The organism is Demequina sp. NBRC 110054, from assembly GCF_002090115.1.
GTDB lineage: Bacteria > Actinomycetota > Actinomycetes > Actinomycetales > Demequinaceae > Demequina.
The window spans coordinates 555,935-573,437 of sequence record NZ_BBRK01000006.1; the positions used below are offsets into that span (position 1 = coordinate 555,935).

General features: G+C 71.6%; 13 protein-coding genes. 6 read left to right on the plus strand and 7 right to left on the minus strand.

The features are described from left to right. Positions 1-3 precede the first annotated feature (3 nt). Genes B7K23_RS15590 through B7K23_RS15220 form a run of 3 tightly spaced genes read left to right on the plus strand, consistent with a single transcriptional unit; the run spans position 4 to position 3,265 of the window. Complete coding sequence (locus B7K23_RS15590) at positions 4-582, plus strand: hypothetical protein (RefSeq protein WP_143338332.1); 579 nt, start codon at positions 4-6, stop codon at positions 580-582. Beyond that, positions 579-2,741 carry an MMPL family transporter gene (locus B7K23_RS15215; RefSeq protein ID WP_159451448.1) on the plus strand — a complete coding sequence of 721 codons (2,163 nt, stop codon included), beginning with the start codon at positions 579-581 and terminating at the stop codon, positions 2,739-2,741. The genes B7K23_RS15590 and B7K23_RS15215 overlap by 4 nt, the downstream gene beginning before the upstream one ends. Further along, positions 2,738-3,265, plus strand: a complete 528-nt coding sequence (locus tag B7K23_RS15220; RefSeq protein WP_084127518.1) for a hypothetical protein — start codon at positions 2,738-2,740, stop codon at positions 3,263-3,265. The genes B7K23_RS15215 and B7K23_RS15220 overlap by 4 nt, the downstream gene beginning before the upstream one ends. A 57-nt stretch (positions 3,266-3,322) precedes the next feature. Here B7K23_RS15220 and B7K23_RS15225 read toward each other — a convergent pair whose 3' ends face one another. Both B7K23_RS15225 and B7K23_RS15230 read right to left on the minus strand, forming a co-directional pair. Then, positions 3,323-4,459, minus strand: coding sequence for a cysteine desulfurase family protein (locus B7K23_RS15225; RefSeq protein ID WP_084127519.1), 1,137 nt, complete (start codon positions 4,457-4,459; stop codon positions 3,323-3,325). A gap of 26 nt (positions 4,460-4,485) precedes the next feature. Continuing rightward, positions 4,486-5,178: a tyrosine-protein phosphatase gene (locus B7K23_RS15230; RefSeq protein ID WP_084127520.1), complete on the minus strand. Its 693-nt coding sequence runs from the start codon at positions 5,176-5,178 to the stop codon at positions 4,486-4,488. Between the two features lie 148 nt (positions 5,179-5,326). Between B7K23_RS15230 and B7K23_RS15235 the strand changes: the two genes are divergently transcribed. Beyond that, positions 5,327-6,157 (plus strand): oxidoreductase, encoded by an 831-nt coding sequence (locus B7K23_RS15235; RefSeq protein WP_159451449.1) that lies wholly within the window; start codon positions 5,327-5,329, stop codon positions 6,155-6,157. Between the two features lie 104 nt (positions 6,158-6,261). Here the strand turns inward: B7K23_RS15235 and B7K23_RS15240 are convergent, their stop codons facing one another. Both B7K23_RS15240 and B7K23_RS15245 read right to left on the minus strand, forming a co-directional pair. Continuing rightward, on the minus strand, positions 6,262-11,277 hold the full coding sequence (locus tag B7K23_RS15240; protein WP_159451450.1) for an ExeM/NucH family extracellular endonuclease: 5,016 nt from the start codon (positions 11,275-11,277) through the stop codon (positions 6,262-6,264). Between the two features lie 235 nt (positions 11,278-11,512). Next, positions 11,513-12,445 carry a hypothetical protein gene (locus B7K23_RS15245; RefSeq protein ID WP_084127523.1) on the minus strand — a complete coding sequence of 311 codons (933 nt, stop codon included), beginning with the start codon at positions 12,443-12,445 and terminating at the stop codon, positions 11,513-11,515. 176 nt (positions 12,446-12,621) lie between these two features. Here B7K23_RS15245 and B7K23_RS15250 point away from each other — a divergent pair, with 176 nt between their 5' ends. Further along, entirely contained in the window at positions 12,622-12,924 is a 303-nt protein-coding gene (locus tag B7K23_RS15250) for a helix-turn-helix transcriptional regulator (protein WP_234996569.1), read from the plus strand. After that, positions 12,921-14,138: a permease gene (locus B7K23_RS15255; RefSeq protein ID WP_084127525.1), complete on the plus strand. Its 1,218-nt coding sequence runs from the start codon at positions 12,921-12,923 to the stop codon at positions 14,136-14,138. The genes B7K23_RS15250 and B7K23_RS15255 overlap by 4 nt, the downstream gene beginning before the upstream one ends. A gap of 81 nt (positions 14,139-14,219) precedes the next feature. Here the strand turns inward: B7K23_RS15255 and B7K23_RS15260 are convergent, their stop codons facing one another. The 3 genes from B7K23_RS15260 to B7K23_RS15270 are packed head-to-tail and all read right to left on the minus strand — an operon-like array spanning position 14,220 to position 17,472. Next, positions 14,220-15,179, minus strand: a complete 960-nt coding sequence (locus B7K23_RS15260; RefSeq protein WP_084127526.1) for an electron transfer flavoprotein subunit alpha/FixB family protein — start codon at positions 15,177-15,179, stop codon at positions 14,220-14,222. Continuing rightward, positions 15,176-15,964, minus strand: a complete 789-nt coding sequence (locus B7K23_RS15265) for an electron transfer flavoprotein subunit beta/FixA family protein (RefSeq protein WP_084127527.1) — start codon at positions 15,962-15,964, stop codon at positions 15,176-15,178. Before B7K23_RS15265 ends, B7K23_RS15260 begins: the two co-directional genes overlap by 4 nt. Before the next feature lie 50 nt (positions 15,965-16,014). Further along, on the minus strand, positions 16,015-17,472 hold the full coding sequence (locus B7K23_RS15270; RefSeq protein WP_084127528.1) for a glycoside hydrolase family 43 protein: 1,458 nt from the start codon (positions 17,470-17,472) through the stop codon (positions 16,015-16,017). Between the last annotated feature and the right edge of the window lie 31 nt (positions 17,473-17,503).

Here is a 17,503-nt window from a genome sequence, read left to right on the forward strand (position 1 = left end):
GGCATGACCTCCTGGCGCCTCCTCACAGCCTCCCTCGCGGGCATCGCCGTCATCGGCCTCGGCGTCGGCGAAGGCGTCGCCCGCGCGACGCTCGATCACCGGCTCGCTCGCGCCGATGACGCGACGATGTCGGTCGAGTTCGTCGGCACCTCCGCACTGTGGTCGCTCGCGACGAGGACCATGCCGCTGCACGTGCAGGTCGAGGTGTCGGCGCTCGGGGAGGTCATCGCCGAGAGTACCGACGCGACGCTCTCCGACGTCGAGTCGACGGACGGAATGCTCGGCCTTGTCTTCGACGACGGCCTCGGCCCGATCCCGGGCCCGACCACGGCCTGGGTGAGCCTCGCCGCTGAGGACGGCGTCATCGAGGCGACCGTCGTCTCCATCGGTGTCGGCGAGCTCCAGTTCCAGCCCGGCGTCGTGCTCGGCGACGACCTGGTGTTCCCCGTCTCCCTGGGACAGGGACGATGCGACGCGGCCGCGCCGATCGACGACGTCACCGTCACCGACGAGGCGATCGAGCTGAGCCTGACCGCGAGCGCCTCAACCCTGTCCTGCCTCACGAACCTGGAGGAAGCATGACCAGACTCGCCCGTACCCTCGCCGGCCTGAGCGCCCGCCGACCGTGGCTCGCGATGCTCGCATGGCTCGCGTTCACGCTCGGAGTCGCCGTGGGCTCCGCCGCGTGGGGCCCCGACTACGCGGACGTGGTCGGGGTCCCCGGCTCGGACTCGGACGCGGCGGCCGCACTGCTCGCCGAGGCGCCCGAGGGCGCCGGCAGCCGCCTGGTCGCCGTGGCGCCCGACGCCCTCACGGACACCGCCACCGCCGCGGAGCTCGCGGACCTCACCGCGTCGGTGAGCGCCGTGCTGGACGTGGACGTCGTGGATCCCGTCGCCGACCCGACGTCCGCGACGACGGCGGGTGCCCAGGTGTCCTCCGACGGTCTCGCGGTGAGCATCCCGCTCGATGTGGACGTGGACGCGCTCACGGAGGAGCAGCAGGATCTCGCGCTCGACGCCATCACGGCGTCTCAGGATGCGGGCTGGCAGGTCGCGTACTCGGGAGAGCTCGGCCGCGCGCTCGACTCCTCGCCAGAGCGCCTCAGCGAGATCGTCGGCATCGCGGCAGCGATCCTCGTGCTCACCGTCGCGCTAGGCTCGCTCGCCGCGATGAGCGTCCCCGTCATCGCCGGCCTGCTGTCGGTCGGCGCGGGCCTCGGGCTGCTCGGCCTCGTCACCCATGTCGCGGACATCCCGGAGATCGCGCCGACGCTCGCGACGATGGTCGGCCTGGGGGTCGGCATCGACTACGCACTGTTCCAGGTCGCTCGCCTCAGGCAGGCCCTCGCTCGCGGGGCCGATCCTCACGAGGCGGTGCTGGCCACCGCCGCGTCTGCGGGAGCGGCCGCCGCGTTCGCCGGCATCACCGTCGCCCTCGCGATCTGCGCGCTCGCCCTGTCGGGGGTGTCGTTCATCGGCTGGCTCGGCTACGCCGCCGCGATCGTCGTGCTCATCGTCGTGACCGCCTCCCTCACGTTCACCCCTGCCCTGCTCACGGTGCTCGCGCCGCGGCTGCGCCCGTCGGAACGCCGCGCGGCGCACGCCGGCGCCGGGACCGCACGCATGGCGCGCGCCGTCGTCCGCCGCCCCTGGGCCATCGGCCTCGCGGCGCTAGGCGGCCTGCTCCTGCTCGCCGTACCTGCAGCGTCCCTCCACCTGGGCATGTCGGGACCCGGCGACCGCGCCGAGGGCAGCCAGGCCCGCACGTCGTACGACCTGGTGAGCGACCACTTCGGAGAGGGCACCAATGCGACCCTCACGGTCGCCGTGCAGCTCGACGACGCCGCGAGCGGCCCGTCCGACCCGAGGCTCCTCGAGATCGGCGCCTCGCTCGCCTCGACGGAGGCCGCGGCGGTCGGCACGCTCATCCCCCTCACGGGCGATGCGACGGTCGCCACGGCGCAGGTGGTCCCGACCGAGGGGGCGAACGCCGAGTCGACGGCGGACCTGCTCGACGACATCCGAGCGATCGAGGCACCCGACGGGACGACGATCCACGTCGGCGGCGTCACCGCGACCCGCATCGACCTCGCCGACCGCGTCACCGAGCGGCTGCCGTGGGTGATGGGCGCCGTGGTGCTCGTCTCGACGCTCGTGCTGATGATGGCGTTCCGCTCGCTCCTCATCCCGCTCAAGGCCGCCGTCCTCAACCTCATCTCGGTGGCCGCGTCGTACGGCGTCGTGGTCGCGGTCTTCCAATGGGGCTGGGGCACGTCGCTGCTCGGCCTCGACGGGCCCGTGGCGATCGACAGCTTCGTGCCGATGATCCTGTTCACCGTCCTGTTCGGGCTGTCCACCGACTATGAGGTCTTCCTGGTCTCGAGCATGCGGGAGACGTGGGAGCGCACCGGGGATCCGCGGGAGGCCATCGTCGAGGGGATGCGCTCGTCGGGACGCGTCATCACCACCGCCGCGCTGATCATGATCGCCGTGTTCCTCGCGTTCGTCGCCAACGACGACCCGACGATCAAGGTCTTCGGGGTCGGCCTCGCCGTCTCGATCCTGCTCGACGCCACCGTCATCCGCATGGTCCTCGCCCCCGCGGCCATGACCGTGATGGGCGCACGTGCCTGGACCCTGCCCGCCTGGCTCGACCGCATCCTTCCGTCCTTCGATGCCCACGGCTCCGAGGACGAACCCCACCCCGCACCGCTCGCCACCATGGAGGTCACCCGATGAAGTACACCCGCTTCGCCGCCGCCGCAGCCCTCGCGCTCGCGCTCACCGCATGCGACCGACAGATCGACGCCGCCGATATCGCCGACATCGACGGGAGCCCCCTCGCGTCGTTCGCGGCCGACGGCTCCGGCCGCGACGCCGTCGAGGACGCGCTGGCCGACAAGGCCGATGCCGTCGGGACGCATCTGCCGACCGGTGACGGCTCGCTGTCGGTCACGATGACCCAGCCACGGGAGCTGTCGATCTCCACGGAGGCCACGGTCGAGTGCGACGCCACGGGGCGGACCTACACGGCGTCGACCTCGGCCGCTGGCGAGGTCAGGGACGCGACCTTCTCCCTCACCGCGGCGCGCTACCAGGGAGCCGGCGACTACACGTTCGTCGGCAGCCTCGAGGTCACCGCCGACGGCGAGACCACCACCGTCCCGGTCACCGCGCAGGGCACCGTCGCCGACGACCTGTCGGGCACGGTCACGGTCGACACCGAGAACGCCTCGCTCACTCTCGGCTGGACCTGCGGATAGGACCCCCGTGGTCCCGGCGCCCTCACCGGGACCACGGGCCTCACGCTCCTGCGCGGCTCACAGCCCCGCCGCGCGGGCGCGCTCCACCGCCTCGGGCAGCGCGTCGAGCGCGGTATCGACGTCCCAGTCCGCCGTGGTCCATCCGAGACTGAGGCGCACCGCTGAACGCGCCTCCTCAGGCGTGTGGCCCATGGCCTGCAGGACGTGGCTGCGCTCGACCACGCCCGCGGTGCACGCCGATCCGGAGGACACGGCCACGCCCGCGGCGTCGAGCAGCATGAGCATCGCCTCGGACGAGGCCCCCGGGACCACCGCATGGACGATATGGGGTGCGCAGCCCTCCCCCGCACCCCGCACGACGGCATCGGGCACGGCGGCGCGGATCCCGTCGGCGAGGCGGGCCGCGAGCGCTGCGACCCGGTCCCGCTCGGCCTCCCGGTCGGCGACCACCTCCTCGAGCGCCGCGGCGAAGGCCGCCGCTCCCGCCGCGTCGACCGTGCCCGAGCGCACCTTCCTCTCCTGCCCTCCGCCGTGCAGCAGCGGGACGAGCGGGGCGTCGCGCCTCGCGATCAGCGCGCCGACCCCGACGGGACCGCCGAGCTTGTGCGCGCTCACCGCCATCGTGGTCAGCCCCGACGCGGCGAAGTCGACCGGCTCGTAGGACACCGCCTGGACCGCGTCGCAGTGCATCGGCACTCCCGCATCGCGCGCGGCCTCGGCGAGCGCTGGGATCGGCTGGACCGCGCCGACCTCGTTGTTGACCCACATCGCAGTGGCGAGCGTTGCGCCCACAAGCGCGGCAACGAAGGCCTCGTGCTCCACGGCCCCCGTGCCGTCGACCGCGATCTCGGCGACGTCCGCATCGTCCCTGTCGGCGAGCCACCGCGCAGGGTCGAGCACCGCGTGATGCTCGACCGCGGTCGAGACGATGCGACCGACGCCACCCCTTCCCCACCACAGCCCCTTGATCGCGAGGTTGTCGGCCTCGGTGCCGCCGCTGAGGAGGATGACCTCGCCCGGGTGGGCGCCCAGGGCTGCGGCGATGCGCTCACGCGCGTCCTCGACGATCGCGCGACGACGCCGACCATCCCCGTGAAGCGCAGACGGGTTGCCGACCGCGTCGGAGGCCTCGAGCCAGGCCTCGCGCGCGACGGGGCGCAGCGGCGAGGTGGCGGCGTGATCGAGATAGTGCACGTTCGCACCCTATGCCGCGCGGGACCTCAGCCGTCGAGCAGGCGCTCCTTGAGGCGCGTGACGACGGCGGAGGCGCCACCCGCCTGGGTCCACCAGGCCTCGACGCCGCCGGGGTGGGCGTCCCACGTGTCGAGCACCTGCTCGATCGCGTACGCCGGCGCGCGCAGCACCTCCTCCGGGATCTCGGCCACGTTCGCCGCGCCGTCGCCGATCCCGAACTGACGGGACATGCGGGCGATGACCCCGGGCATGGCCTCGGTCGTCAGCACGTAGTCCTCGACGATGTGCCTGCGCTCCACGCCGATGAGCGCGAGCGCGAGCGCCACGGTGACACCCGTACGGTCCTTGCCCGCCGAGCAGTGCACGAGCGCGGGGCCGTCCGACTCGGAGATCAGCGTGACCGCCTCGACGAAGCGGGCCGCGGCGTCCGCCTCGAGCATGCGCGCGTAGAGCCCTCGCATCGTCCCTCCCGCGGCCTGCGCCTGGATCGCGGCGTCCGCGAACACCGGCACCGCGACCACGGTCGTCGTCGAGGCGAGCGGGTGCCCGTGCGAGCGCTCGCCGTCGTCCCGCAGGTCGACGACGAGGGCCGGCGGCCACGGCTCGTGCCCCTCGGGAGTGACGTCGCCCTCGTGCGGCGCGTCCGAGCGCCACAGCACACCGGAGCGGATCCCCGGCACGGAGGAGGCGACGTCACGAAGGTTGGCGAGAGTGTTCATGCCTCGAGTTCACCACCTCGCGGGCCGGGCGCATAATCGGCCGACCGTCCCGGTTCCGGGCCCGCACGCGCGGGTAGCGTGGAGGAGGACGCCGGGGCGGGGCGCCGCGAGAGACGCGAGCGCATCGCCCGGCGAGAAGTGGAGACCCATGGCCACCTGGCTCATCACCGGCTGCTCGAGCGGCATCGGACGCGCCGCCGCCGAGGCCGCGGCGCTCGCGGGCAACACCGTGATCGCGACCGCGCGCAGGCCCGAGACCCTCGACGACCTCGTCGCGGCCTACCCCGAGCGCGTCCGCGCCCTTCAGCTCGACGTCACCTCGGACGAGTCCGTGGCGGCCTGCGTCGAGGCCGCGCTCGACCTCGTGGACAGTATCGACGTGCTGCTCAACAACGCGGGAATCGGCTTCTTCTCCACGATCGAGGAGTCCTCTCCCGAGGACGCCCAGGCCGTCATGGACGCCAACTTCTGGGGAGCGGCCAAGGTCACGACCGCGCTGCTGCCGCACATGCGCGAGCGCCGCTCGGGCCACATCCTCACGATCTCCTCGATCGCGGGCGTGCGCGGCTCGGCGGGCCTCGGCTACTACTGCGCATCCAAGTTCGCGGTGTCGGGCTTCATGGAGGCGCTCGCCGCCGAGGTCGAGCATCTCGGCATCAAGGTGACGCTGATCGAGCCGGGCCCGGTGCGCTCGCTGTGGATCCCCTCGGGCGCGAAGAACGAGGACATCCTGCCCGACTACGCGGCCGTGATGGAGCCCTTCTGGGCGCGCATCCACGCCCTCCCCGGCAACCAGCCCGGCTCGCCCGAGGCGCTGGCCGAGGCCATGCTCACGCTCGTCGACGCCGACGTGCCGCCGCGGCACTTCATCGCCGGGCAGCACGCTCTCACCCAGACCCGCGCGAAGCTCGAGCGCTTCGGCGCTGAGGTCGACGCGTGGGAGGACCTCACCATCTCCGTCGACCGGCCGAAGGGCTAGGCGGAGGGCACGGAGCCACGGGCCCTGCACCAGAGTCCAGCGCAGGACGCACGGGAGCCCGGGACCGACGGTCGGTCCCGGGCTCCTTCATGCGTGGAGCCAGGTCAGCTGTCGCGCTGAGACCTCGCCTTCGCCGTGAGGCGCTCGACCAGCGTGGCGAGCGAGTCGCTCACCTCCTCGGTCGTGGAGACCCACGCGGTCCGCGGGCTCTCCTCAGCGTCCTCGATCGCCAGGTTGAGCTTCTGCTTCTGCGCGGCCGTGAGGTTGTTCTTGGCCAGCCCGCTCGTGCGGAACTTCACGGCTGACGCGATGGTGCTCGTCAGCTCGCGGTAGGCCGCGCGCTTCGCGACAGCCTTGGTCGTGAACCCCTTCAGGACCTTGGCGAGCGCTTCATTCGCCGCCTCCGTGGTGGACACGCCCGCCGAGCGAACGGCGGCGGTGTCCTCGATGGCGGCCGCGAGCCTCTTCTGCTGAGGCACGCTGAGGAAGCGCGACAAGGACCCGTCGCGCAGCTTCTCCGCAGCGGCGATGGTGCTCGTCAGCTCGCGGTAGGCGGCGCGCTTGGCCACCGCCTTGGACTTGAGCTGCTGCACCTGCTCCGTCAGCTGCGACGTCTCTTCGAGCCGAGCCTCCGACGTGCCCTCGACACGGACCGCTCTCGCCGCGACGATCCATGCCTTGAGGTCCGCTCGCTGCTTCGTCGTGAGGAACCGCGCGAGGGAGCCATCCCGCAGCTTCACGGCCTTGGCGATGGCTTCCTTGAGCTCAGCCTCTCCCGACGTCCCACCGGAGCCGAGCTCGCCACCGTCGGCGACGGTGACCGCGAGGGCGAACTCCGTCGCGGTGGTATCACCCGCGACCGTGAGGATCTGCTCGCCCGAGAGGCCCTCGGGGATCGTCACCGTCACGGAGGCCGTGCCGTGCTCGTCGTACGCGTCGGTCGGCAGGGTGTTCGTCACCGGGAAGGTGCCGAGAACCGTGCCGTCGAGGCTCACCACGACGTTGGCGTCGGTGAGGTCGGTCTCCGCCGTGAACATGAGCGAGCTGAGATCGAACGAGAACTCCTCGCCGGCGGTCGCCTCGAGCGAATCGGCGCTGACGCCGATCGCCCGCTGGTCGTAGTCGGTGCCGATCTGGTTGCCGGCCATGAGGTAGTCGACCATCGAGTCGAAGTCGACGCGCGCCGAGTCCTTGGCGTCCGTCCCCTCCGCGAAGGTGGTGAAGTTGTCGCCGCCGCTCGCGAGGAACGAGTTCATCGCGACGGTGTACTCCGCCTCCAGGTCGATCGCCTCGCCGTCGAGCCACATCTGGAGGATGCGCTCGCCGCGATCGGCGTCGGGGTCGTAGGTGTACTCGAAGCCCTCCGAGACACCCAGCTTGAGGAACGGACGCGACGAGCCGTCAGGCTGCCACTGCTCCTCGAGAACCGCCTTGATCTGCGCGCCCGTGAGGGTCTCGGTCCACAGGGTGTTGCCGAAGGGCTGCACCGTGTTGGCCTCCTTGTAGCTGACGGTCGACGGGTAGCCGCCCGTGCCCGCGGCCTCGCCGAGCATGTCCGCTCGCAGACCGCCCGGGTTCATGAACGCGATCTCGGCGCCGACGTCCTCGGTCGCCCACAGCTGGGCGTCAGCGATGGCGTTGCCGAGGGTCGACTCGGCACCGCGGGTGCCGCCGTACGAGCCGCCCTCGTTCCGTGCCCGGTAGAGGGGCTCGGTGATCGTGCCGATGGTCTGCGCGCCGAGATCCTCGGCGGCCTCCTCGGCGGCGTCGACGATCGCCTGCACCTCCTCGTCGGCCGGGTACACGAGCTCGCAGTCCTCGGTGCACTCGGGGTCCACCTGCTCCGCGAGATCCACCGTGGCGGACTCGATCGAGGCGATCTCGCCGGCCTCGTTGTCGAAGGTGAAGATCAGCTGGTCGAGGTACATGCCGTACTGACCCGCCGAGACGACGGGACGCTCCGTGACGGCGCGACCCTCGTCGATCCACTCCTGGACCGGCACCATGTGGCTGTACGCGAGGTGCGTGTGGCCGGAGATCACGGCGTCGATGCTCGGGTCGAGCTTGGAGAGCATGTCGCCGAAGTTGTTCGACGTGTCGACCGCGTCCGCGTACGCCGTGGTCGGCGCGCCCTCGTGGACCAGGAGGACGATCGCGTCGACGCCCTCCTCCTCGAGCACCGCCGCTGACCGGTTGGCCGCGATGGACTCGTCCTCGAAGGTGAGACCCGCGATACCCGACGGCGACACGAGCGACGGGGTGTCCTCGGTGACGACTCCGATGAAGCCCATCGTGACGTCGTCGGACACGTCCGTCGTGCCGTTGTCGAAGGTGACCATCCAGGTCTCGGGGAGCGCGGCAGATCCGTCCGAGTTCCGGACGTTCGCTCCGAGGTACTCCCACTCGGCGCCGCCGTAGGGGTTCGTCACCTCATCGTAGTCCGCCATGATGCGGTCGACGAGGTCGTCGTATCCCTGGTCGAACTCGTGGTTGCCGACGGCCGAGACGTCGAGGCCCATGAGATTGAGGGCGTCGATGGTCGGCTTGTCCTTGGCCACGAAGGACTCGAACGTGGACGCGCCCACGAGGTCGCCCGCTGCGGTGAAGACCGAGTTCGTGTACTCCGACTCGAGGGTCGAGACCGCACCCGCCATCACGGCAGCGCCGGCCTCGCCGTTGCTGAGCGTCGGCAGGATGCGACCGTGGAAGTCGTTCGTGCCGAGCACCTGAACGGTCGTGGTGTCGCCGAGCTCCAGGCCGACGAGCACCGGGTCGTGGTCCGAGGTGCGGTACATGTCCTCCGAGTACAGGCCCGCGATCGCATCCTCGGTCATGTAGTCCTCGTTGTAGCTGAGGGCCGGGTTCTCGTCCGCGTTGATGTGGAACTCGGTGGCTCCGGTGACCTGCTCGTTCATCGACTCCGAGGCGAAGGCGTAGTCGAGCGTGCCCCACTGGCCGTCGTAGACGTACGAGTAGTCGCCCTCGCTGAGGTTGACGTAGCCCGCCTCGACGAAGACCTGGATCGGGTCCTCCATCGCGTAGGAGTTGAAGTCGCCCATGAGGAGGACGTCCTGGTCGCCGTTGCCGGCCTCGCCCGCCTCGATCCAGTCGACGAGTGCCTGAGCGGCTGCCGCGCGGGTGGCGTTCCAGCAGCCCGCGCCGTCGCCCTGGTCCTCGTCGGCGGAGCCGTCGCTCGGGCACGAGCCCTTGGACTTGAGGTGGTTGGCGACGACAGTGAAGTCCTCGCCGGTGCCGAGGTCCGTGAAGGACTGCGCGAGCGAGGGACGGTTGCGGTCGTCATCGAAGTCCTCGTCCACGGTGGAGTCCATGACCGTGAAGTCGCCCGCGAGCTCGACCGCGTCGGTGTTGTAGATCATGCCGACGCGGATCGCGTCGGTGCCGAGCACGCCGGTGTCGACCGAGTCCCACACCTCCGCGCCGAGCAGGTCGTTGAGGCCGTCCGCGAGGTCCGCCGCGGGGTCCACGCCGGGCGTGTTCTCGAGCTCCGCGAGGCTGATCACGTCGGCGTCGAGGGCCTCGAGCGCGAGCAGCAGCTTCGCGCGCTGCTTGCTCAGCTCCGACTCGCTGTCGGCACCGCGGCACTCCATGTCCTCGGAGGCGCCGCAGATGTCGTCGCTGCCGTTGTCGACCGTGAGGAAGTAGTTCAGCACGTTGAATCCGGACACCGTGAGCGAACCGCCCACGTCCTCGGGCTCCGTGGGGCGCACGTTGTTCGACACGAAGTCGTACGAGGCGCCGAGCGAGCCCTCGGCACGCACGCGCCAGGTGTTCGGGGACGAGCTCGAGGAGCCGCCATAGGTGTAGTTCATGACTCCGACGAGGCCCGTGACCGAGTCGCCGCCGCGGAGGGAGTTGTCCGCGGTGAGGCTCTCGCCGCCCAGCCCGTACACGATGGGCCAGTCGTTCTGGGTGTTCGTCGCGTCGTCGAGCTTGATGCGGTTCAGGTCGTTGGCGGCCTGCACCTCGTTCGCGGCGGTGCCCGGCATCGCGACCGTGGTCGGCTGGTCCAGGCGGTCGCTGCCGCTCAGCACGAGCTCGCCGAAGCGGGCCTGCTGGTAGTACTCGGTGACGAACAGCTCCTGAGCGAACTCCACGAGCATGCCCTCGTAGCGCTCGAAGTAGTCCTCGGACGTCACGGGGAGCGAGACGGCCGCGGGCGTCACGGTGCTGCCGGAGGACACGACCGTGACCTCGGAGACCGAGCCGATCTGGGTCTGCTCGTAGTACTCGCTGACCGTGCCGGAGACCGTGACCAGGTCGCCGAGCTCGGGAGCGGTGAGGGTCGACGGGTCGTCGAAGGCGCCGGGCGCGTAGACGAAGACGCCCTCGGAGGTGGCGGCGTCGCCATCGGCGTCCGCGTCCTCCTCCTGGACGAAGAAGCCGTCGAGGGCCGGGTACAGGCCCACGACGACGGCCTCGACGGTGACCGTCTCGCCCGCCATCGGCGAGTCGGCGCTGTCGCCCTGGATGTCGTGGATGAGGGTGACGGAGGCCTCCTCGCCGCCGTCGCCCTGGTCGCCGCCGTCGCTCGCGTGCGCCCAGGTGCCCGCGGTGCAGTCGGTGGTGTGGGCTCCGAAGCCCGAGATGTCGTCGTACGAGCTGGAGGTCCAGCCGGCGAGGTCGTAGGTGTCGGTCGCATCGGCGTCGCCCTCGCAGACGTCCGCGTCGCGGTGGATGGTCATGTTGGTCATGGTCGCCGCGGCGGAGGACCAGTACTCGTTGCCGGCGATCTGACCCATCGAGTCGACCACCTCGGTGCCGTACTTGAGCACGATCGAGTCGTTGCCGTTGAAGTTCGCGGTGCCGCTCGCGAGCGTGATGGCGCCGAGCGAGCTGAGACCGAGCGCCTCGCTCGAGTGGCGCACGACGAGGGTCTCGCCGGAGGCCAGGGTGCCGGACAGCGCCTGAGTCGACGTGGCGGACGTGTTGGCGTTCGAGTACATCTCGACCGTGTACCCGGACAGGTCGATGCTGTCCGCGGTGCCGTTGTAGAGCTCGTAGCCCTTGTTGTTGCTGGATCCCTCGAGGTACTCGGTGATCAGCAGGTCGGTGAGTGCGTCCCCGGTCGCGGCCGTGGCTGGGACGGCCACAGCGGCCATTCCCCCCATGGTCAGCAGGCCGACGGAAAGCAATGCGCGTGCACGCATGTTGGTTCCCCCGTCATGACAGTGTCAGTTGGCGTCCTCCATGGACGCTCAACAACCTAGGGTGACGGGGAGCTGTGCAGATGTCGGCCTGATGGACATCGGATGAAATTCGTGAATCGGACACGCGAACTTCTCACGGCCCGGGGAACCGTGCCGATGCGGGCCGCCAGAGCGGGGGCGGCCCCTCCTATCCCAGGAGCCCCAGCATGTCGGAGTCGCGGGGCACCACGAGCGGCAGCCGGCAGCCGCCCGCGCGGATCGTGACGTCGACGGCGTCCGGGTAGAGCGGGTGCGGCGCCGTCTCCACCGAGTCGACCGCGGCGAGCGGCATCGTCAGCCGCGACGCCGACATCGTCGGCACCGTTCCCTGGATGAGCCACGAGTGACGACCGAGCAGCTCGAGGATACGGTCGTCGCCCGCGAGGATCCCTCCGCTGAGCGTCACGGGCGAGAACACGTGCCGCATCCGCACGATCGCACCGTCGAGGCCCGACGTCTCGGGCCACAGCCGCCGACGCCCGTGGCACGCCCACGCCTTGACGTCGCGATGCTCCGCGCGGAGCTCCTGGAGCTCCCCCGCGATGCCCTGCTCGACCACGGAGAGGTCGACCTCGCGGCCCCGCGTCGCCTCGAGCACGGACTCGCCCCACATCCCCGGCTCTCGCGAGCGGAACTCGGGGCGCAGCGCCTCGACGAGCCTCCCGACACCACCACGCGGCGAACCCGAGTGGCGCATCGAGATGGAGCTGCCATCGCGCGCGTGCAGCGCGACCCTCCCGTGCAGGAGGTTCACGGTGTCGTGGATCGCGACGAGTTCGTCGAGCGCGATCCGATCCTCCGAGTAGCCATGGGTGATGTCCGCGTGGCTGCCCTCGACGCCTCGGCGCGTCAGCACGGTGACGGCGTCGTCATCGATCACGACGAGGTGGTCGTAGAGGTCCATGTCGGGGCGCGCGTCGCGGTGCTGGATGTCGCGCGGCACCTTGAGCACCAGGCGGACGGCGTCGAGGTCGAGCGGATGGTCGCGATACAGAGGAGGGATGTCGTCAGGCGTCTCGACCGGATCGATCCACGGCCCGAACCGGGCCCATTCGTCGGTGTAGACCTGTTGCTTCTGCATGGCAACCTCACCTCCCCCGGGGCGACGCCGTCGTCGCTCCGGTGCTGCCGCGCAGCCTCAGCGGGGTCCGAGGCCGCGCACGGTCCTCTTGTCTCCAGGGTACGCCGGACCCCCTTGCGCGGCACGGGCCCGGGAAGCATACTTCAATCGTGGTTGAATCAAGAACTCTTGAAATGATGTCCCGAGACGACGCGGCGCCGCTTGCGACCGAGAGCGCCGCGCTGCTCGCGGCGATCGCCGACCCGCTCCGGCACAGCGTGCTGCGGTTCCTCGACCGCGAGGGCGAGCAGTGCGTCTGCGACATCCAGGCAGCGATCCCGATCGCGGGAAACCTGCTCAGCTACCACCTCAAGACCCTGCGGGACGCGGGACTGGTGAGCACTCAGAGACGGGGCCGCTGGGTGCACTACCGCGTCGCCGACGACGCCGCCTCACGGCTGTCCGCCGCCCTGCCCCTCACTCTCGGGAGCCCGTCATGACCTCTCCGTCCGCCGACACCTGCTGCACGCCCGCCGCCGCATCCGCACCGCCGTCCGCGACGCCGCTGCCCATGGCCCCGACCCAGGCGAGCGCATGCTGCGACACCGCCCCCGCGGCCGCATCGTCCTGCTGCGACTCGGTGACCGCTCCCGCATCCTCCTGCTGCGGCGAGGAGGACGCGGCGCAGGACGACCCGGCTCATCCACACAACGCCTCGCATCCAGGCAGGCTTCGGGCCGGCCTCGCGGCCGCCGCGCTCGGGGCACTCGCCCTCATCACGGTCGCCGACCAGGCCTGGGCAGGGCTGCTGACCGCGGTCGGGCTCGACCTCGACACCGCCGCGGGCGGCGCCGTGCACTTCGCGCTGTACGAGTCGGGCAAGATCCTGTCGCTCATCGCGCTCATCGTGTTCGCGGTCGGGTTCCTGGGCACGTGGCTCACGCCCGCACGCGTGCAGGGCCTGCTCAGCGGGCGTCGACGAGGCGTCGGCCACGGGCTGGCCGCAGGCCTCGGAGCCCTCACCCCGTTCTGCTCGTGCTCGTCGGTGCCGCTGTACGTCGGGATGACGCGCGCCGGGGTGCCCGCGGGAGTCGGGATGACCTTCCTGGTCGCGAGCCCTCTCATCAACGAGGTCGCGCTCGTGATGCTCGCGTCTCTCGTGGGCCCGGCGATCGCGCTCGCCTACCTCGTGCTCGGGCTCGCGATCGCGCTCGGCGCCGGCACGCTCGTCGGCGCGCTGTCGTCGCGGGGAGCCGCCGCCCCCAGGACGATGCTCGCGCTCGCGACCTCGGAGCCGCGCCCGTCGTTCGACGACCGCCTTCGCGCCGGGGTCAAGGAGACGCGGACCACGATGCGCAAGCTCTGGCCCTACGTGCTGCTCGCGATCGGCCTCGGCGCCCTGGTGCACGGCTGGGTGCCGACCGACCTGATCGCGCAGCTCGGCGGCTCGTGGTGGGGCGTCCCCGCGGCCGTGCTGATCGGCGTCCCGCTGTACTCCGGGACCGCGACCGCGGTGCCGCTCATCGCCCCGCTGCACGCCGCAGGAGTGCCGATCGGCACGCTCATCGCGATGCTCATGGCGGTGGTCGGGCTGTCGGCCCCCGAGCTGCTCATGCTGCGCAAGGTGATGGAGCGACGCATGCTCGCGATCTTCTTCGGCGTGGTCGCGACCGGCATCGTCGGCGCGGGCTACCTGCTCAACGCGCTCACCTAGGAGCGACTCGCGGGGCTCGCGACCATCGCTTCCCGCGGGCGGCCGCACGTTCCCGGAGCGCCGCCCGCGGGGTCGCGGGACTCAGGAGCCCTGACGCTCCTTGAGCCGTGCGATCGCCTGCGGAAGCACGTCGTTGAGGTCACCCACGACGCCCAGGTCCGCGATCTCGAAGATCGGGGCGTCGGGGTCCAGGTTGACCGCCACGATCGTGCCCGAGGCCTGCATGCCGCCGCGGTGGTGCACCGCGCCCGAGATGCCGCAGCCCACGTACAGCGCGGGGGTCACCGTCGTACCGGTCTGCCCGACCATGTGCTCGTGGGAGATCCAGCCCTCGTCGGTCGCGTCGCGGGTCGCGCCTACCGCGCCGCCGAGGACCTCGGCGAGCTCGCGCACGAGCGTGTAGTCACCGTTCGTGCCGCGGCCGCCGGAGACGACGACGCGGGCCTCGGACAGCGGCACGCCCTCGGGGCGCTCGACGGGGTCGACGTGCACGAGGATCTCAAGCGTCTCGGGCTCCTCGAACGCCACCTTCGCGACAGCGCCCGCGGCGGGGGCGTCGGCCGGGGCGGCCTGGGTCGTGTTGGGGCGCAGCGCCACGATCGCGTCGTCCGAGACGATGCGGGTGGTGACGTTCCACGTGGCGGCGAAGACCGTCTGCTCGGTCTGCACCTTGCCCTCGACGATCTGAGCGCCCGAGGCGTCGACCACGACGCCGGCGCCGGTCTGCAGCGCGAGCAGCGCCGCGAGCTCCTTGTTCAGGAAGGTGGACGTCACCAGCACCGTGCGCGCATCGGTCGACGCGGCGCCGAGCGCGGCGGCGCGCACCTTCGGCAGGCGCGCCGTGCCCCCGAGCTCGACCCAGCGGACCTCCTCGGCGCCGTGCGACGCGAGGGAGGCGACCGCATCGTCCCCGGGCTCCTCGCCGATCCACACGGCGACCGGGCGACCGAGCGCTCGGGCGAGCGTGAGGTTCTCGAGCGTCGGGCCCGCGACCTGTCCGTCCCGGTGCTCGACGAGCACCGCCACCGTCATGGCGCTCATGCGAGGCCCCTCTCGATCAGGAAGTCTGCGAGGACGACTCCGCCGTCGCCCGTGTCGGTCACGACCTCGCGGCCCTCGCGCGGCGGGCGCTCGGACGCGTCGACCACCTCGGTGCGCGCGGCGGCCGAGCCCACGGCGGCGCCGTCGAGGCCCAGGTCGGCGAGCGACCACTGCGCCACGGGCGCCTTGCGGGCCGCCATGATGAGCTTGAAGTTCGGGTATCGAGGCGTGTTCGCCTCGTCCGTCACGGACACGACCGCGGGCAGCGGCGCCGACACCGTCTCGTGCGCGTCGGGCATGTGGCGCACGATCGTCGCGGTGCCGTCCGCGACCTCGAGGCTCGACGCGAGCGTGAGCTGGGCCCAGCCGAGGTCGGCCGCGAGCGCGGTCGGGAGCATCGACGTGAGGCCGTCGAGGGCCGCCATGCCGGTGATCACGAGGTCGAGCGGCTGCTCGTCGTGCACCTTGCGGATCGCCGCGGCGAGCACCTTGGCGGTGCCGAACACGTCGGCGCCCGCGATCTGCTCGTCGGAGACGTGGATCGCGTGGTGCGCCCCGAGCTGGAGCGCCTTGCGGACCGCGGCCACCGCATCGGGGCCGCCGACCGTGAGCGCGTAGACCTCTCCCTCCCCCGCCGCCTCGACGAGCTGCAGCGCGGCCTCGACCGCGTTCTCGTCGAGCTCGTTCATGGAGCCGTCGTCCGCGGTGCGCGTCACCGAGCCATCGGTGAACGACCGCTGCGACTGAAGGTCCGGCGTGAACTTGACCGTCACCAGAATTCGCATGGGTTCCAGCCTAGTGGCGCTGGGGCGGACGCGTGCATGCCCCCAGGGGCTCAGGCGGAGGGCGCGTAACGGACCTCCGTGATCCGCGCCTCGCCGCCGAGCGCCTCGATCCCGAGCATCCGGCCCGTGAAACCGCCAGCGACCTCGGTGGACAGGTAGCGGCCGTCGAGCGTGGCGATCTCGAGGAAGTCGCCGGCGCGCACGACCCCGAGCGACACCTGGTCGGGGCCGCTGCTCTCGCCCAGCCTGAGCTCGGAGGCTCGCACCCGGATCGCGAGCGCGTCGTCCTGCTCGACGGGGATCTCGCCCAGGACCTGATCGAACGGAGCGCTGACCGCGCGGGCGCGGGCGACGCCTCCCACGCGCTCGACGCCGCACCAGTGGCTCGCGTCGAGCCGCACCGACAGGCACGCGTCTCCCTGGACGATGCGCGCGCTGGCATCCCACGACAGGTCGCCGACGACGGCGCACAGGACGGCGCCCTGCTCCCCGTCGTCCGGCGCTCGCCCAGGTGCGAGGGTGAGCCCGTCGGCGGGCATCGCGAACGACGCCGGGACCACGGACGGTGCGGCCCACCGGGGGTCGAGCATCGTCCCTGCGAAGCCGTCCGACCAGGAGCGGTCGACGTCGGGGACCTCGAAGCGGTCCTCGACCACGACGGGCCAGTCGTCGATCCAGTCGATGCCCGCGAGGTAGGTCTCCCGTCCGAGCACGTGGAAGCCCGGATGCGATCCGGCCTGACGGATGCCGAGGTGCACGAGCGCCCACGCCCCGTCCGCGAGCTCGACCAGGTCGGCGTGACCGACCGCCTGCACCGCGTGCGGGGTGGACCGGTGGCTGAGGATCGGGTTCGCGGGATGCGCCTCGAAGGGACCACGGGGTGACCGCGAGCGCGCGACCGAGACGCCGTGGCCCAGGTGAGTGCCGCCCTCGGCGACGGCCAGGTACCACCAGTCGCCGCGACGGATCAGGTGCGGCCCCTCGGTGTCCGCGAGGCCCGTCCCCTGCCACACGACCGTCTCCTCGCCGAGCCGCTCGCCGGTCGCCGGATCGATCGGCACCTGGTGGATGCCGGGCGGGGCGAAGCCGCGCCACGTGAGCAGGCACGTGCCGTCGTCGTCCCACGCGAGGTCGGGGTCGATGCCGAGCGTGCCGGGCACCCGGACCGGCGCGGACCACGGACCCTCGGGCCGCTCGGCGTGCGTGATGAGCTGGCCGGCGGCGACGTCGCGGATGCTCGTGGTCGTCATCCACAGCAGCCCGTCGCGGTGGCGCAGCGTGGGCGCGAAGATGCCCTGGCTCGCCCCCGCCGCGCCCTGCTCGGCGTTGATGACCGCGGGGTCAGTGAGCGCGTGACCGACGAGCTCCCACGTCACCAGGTCCGAGGACCGGTGGATCGGGACGCCCGGGACGTACTCGAACGTGGACGTCGCGAGCAGGTACTCGTCGCCGACGCGGCAGATCGACGGGTCGGGATGGAAACCAGGCAGGATCGGCGTCTCGCTCATGTGGTCAGCCTCTCACCCGGGCCGCGAGCCC

Excerpts from the sequence above, each read along its gene's own strand:
- B7K23_RS15590 (WP_143338332.1), top strand. The coding sequence starts at position 4 with ATGACCTCCTGGCGCCTCCTCACAGCCTCCCTCGCGGGCATCGCCGTC.
- B7K23_RS15215 (WP_159451448.1), top strand. The coding sequence starts at position 579 with ATGACCAGACTCGCCCGTACCCTCGCCGGCCTGAGCGCCCGCCGACCG.
- B7K23_RS15220 (WP_084127518.1), top strand. The coding sequence starts at position 2,738 with ATGAAGTACACCCGCTTCGCCGCCGCCGCAGCCCTCGCGCTCGCGCTC.
- B7K23_RS15230 (WP_084127520.1), bottom strand. The coding sequence starts at position 5,178 with ATGAACACTCTCGCCAACCTTCGTGACGTCGCCTCCTCCGTGCCGGGG.
- B7K23_RS15235 (WP_159451449.1), top strand. The coding sequence starts at position 5,327 with ATGGCCACCTGGCTCATCACCGGCTGCTCGAGCGGCATCGGACGCGCC.
- B7K23_RS15240 (WP_159451450.1), bottom strand. The coding sequence starts at position 11,277 with ATGGCCGCTGTGGCCGTCCCAGCCACGGCCGCGACCGGGGACGCACTC.
- B7K23_RS15245 (WP_084127523.1), bottom strand. The coding sequence starts at position 12,445 with ATGCAGAAGCAACAGGTCTACACCGACGAATGGGCCCGGTTCGGGCCG.
- B7K23_RS15250 (WP_234996569.1), top strand. The coding sequence starts at position 12,622 with ATGTCCCGAGACGACGCGGCGCCGCTTGCGACCGAGAGCGCCGCGCTG.
- B7K23_RS15255 (WP_084127525.1), top strand. The coding sequence starts at position 12,921 with ATGACCTCTCCGTCCGCCGACACCTGCTGCACGCCCGCCGCCGCATCC.
- B7K23_RS15260 (WP_084127526.1), bottom strand. The coding sequence starts at position 15,179 with ATGAGCGCCATGACGGTGGCGGTGCTCGTCGAGCACCGGGACGGACAG.
- B7K23_RS15265 (WP_084127527.1), bottom strand. The coding sequence starts at position 15,964 with ATGCGAATTCTGGTGACGGTCAAGTTCACGCCGGACCTTCAGTCGCAG.
- B7K23_RS15270 (WP_084127528.1), bottom strand. The coding sequence starts at position 17,472 with ATGAGCGAGACGCCGATCCTGCCTGGTTTCCATCCCGACCCGTCGATC.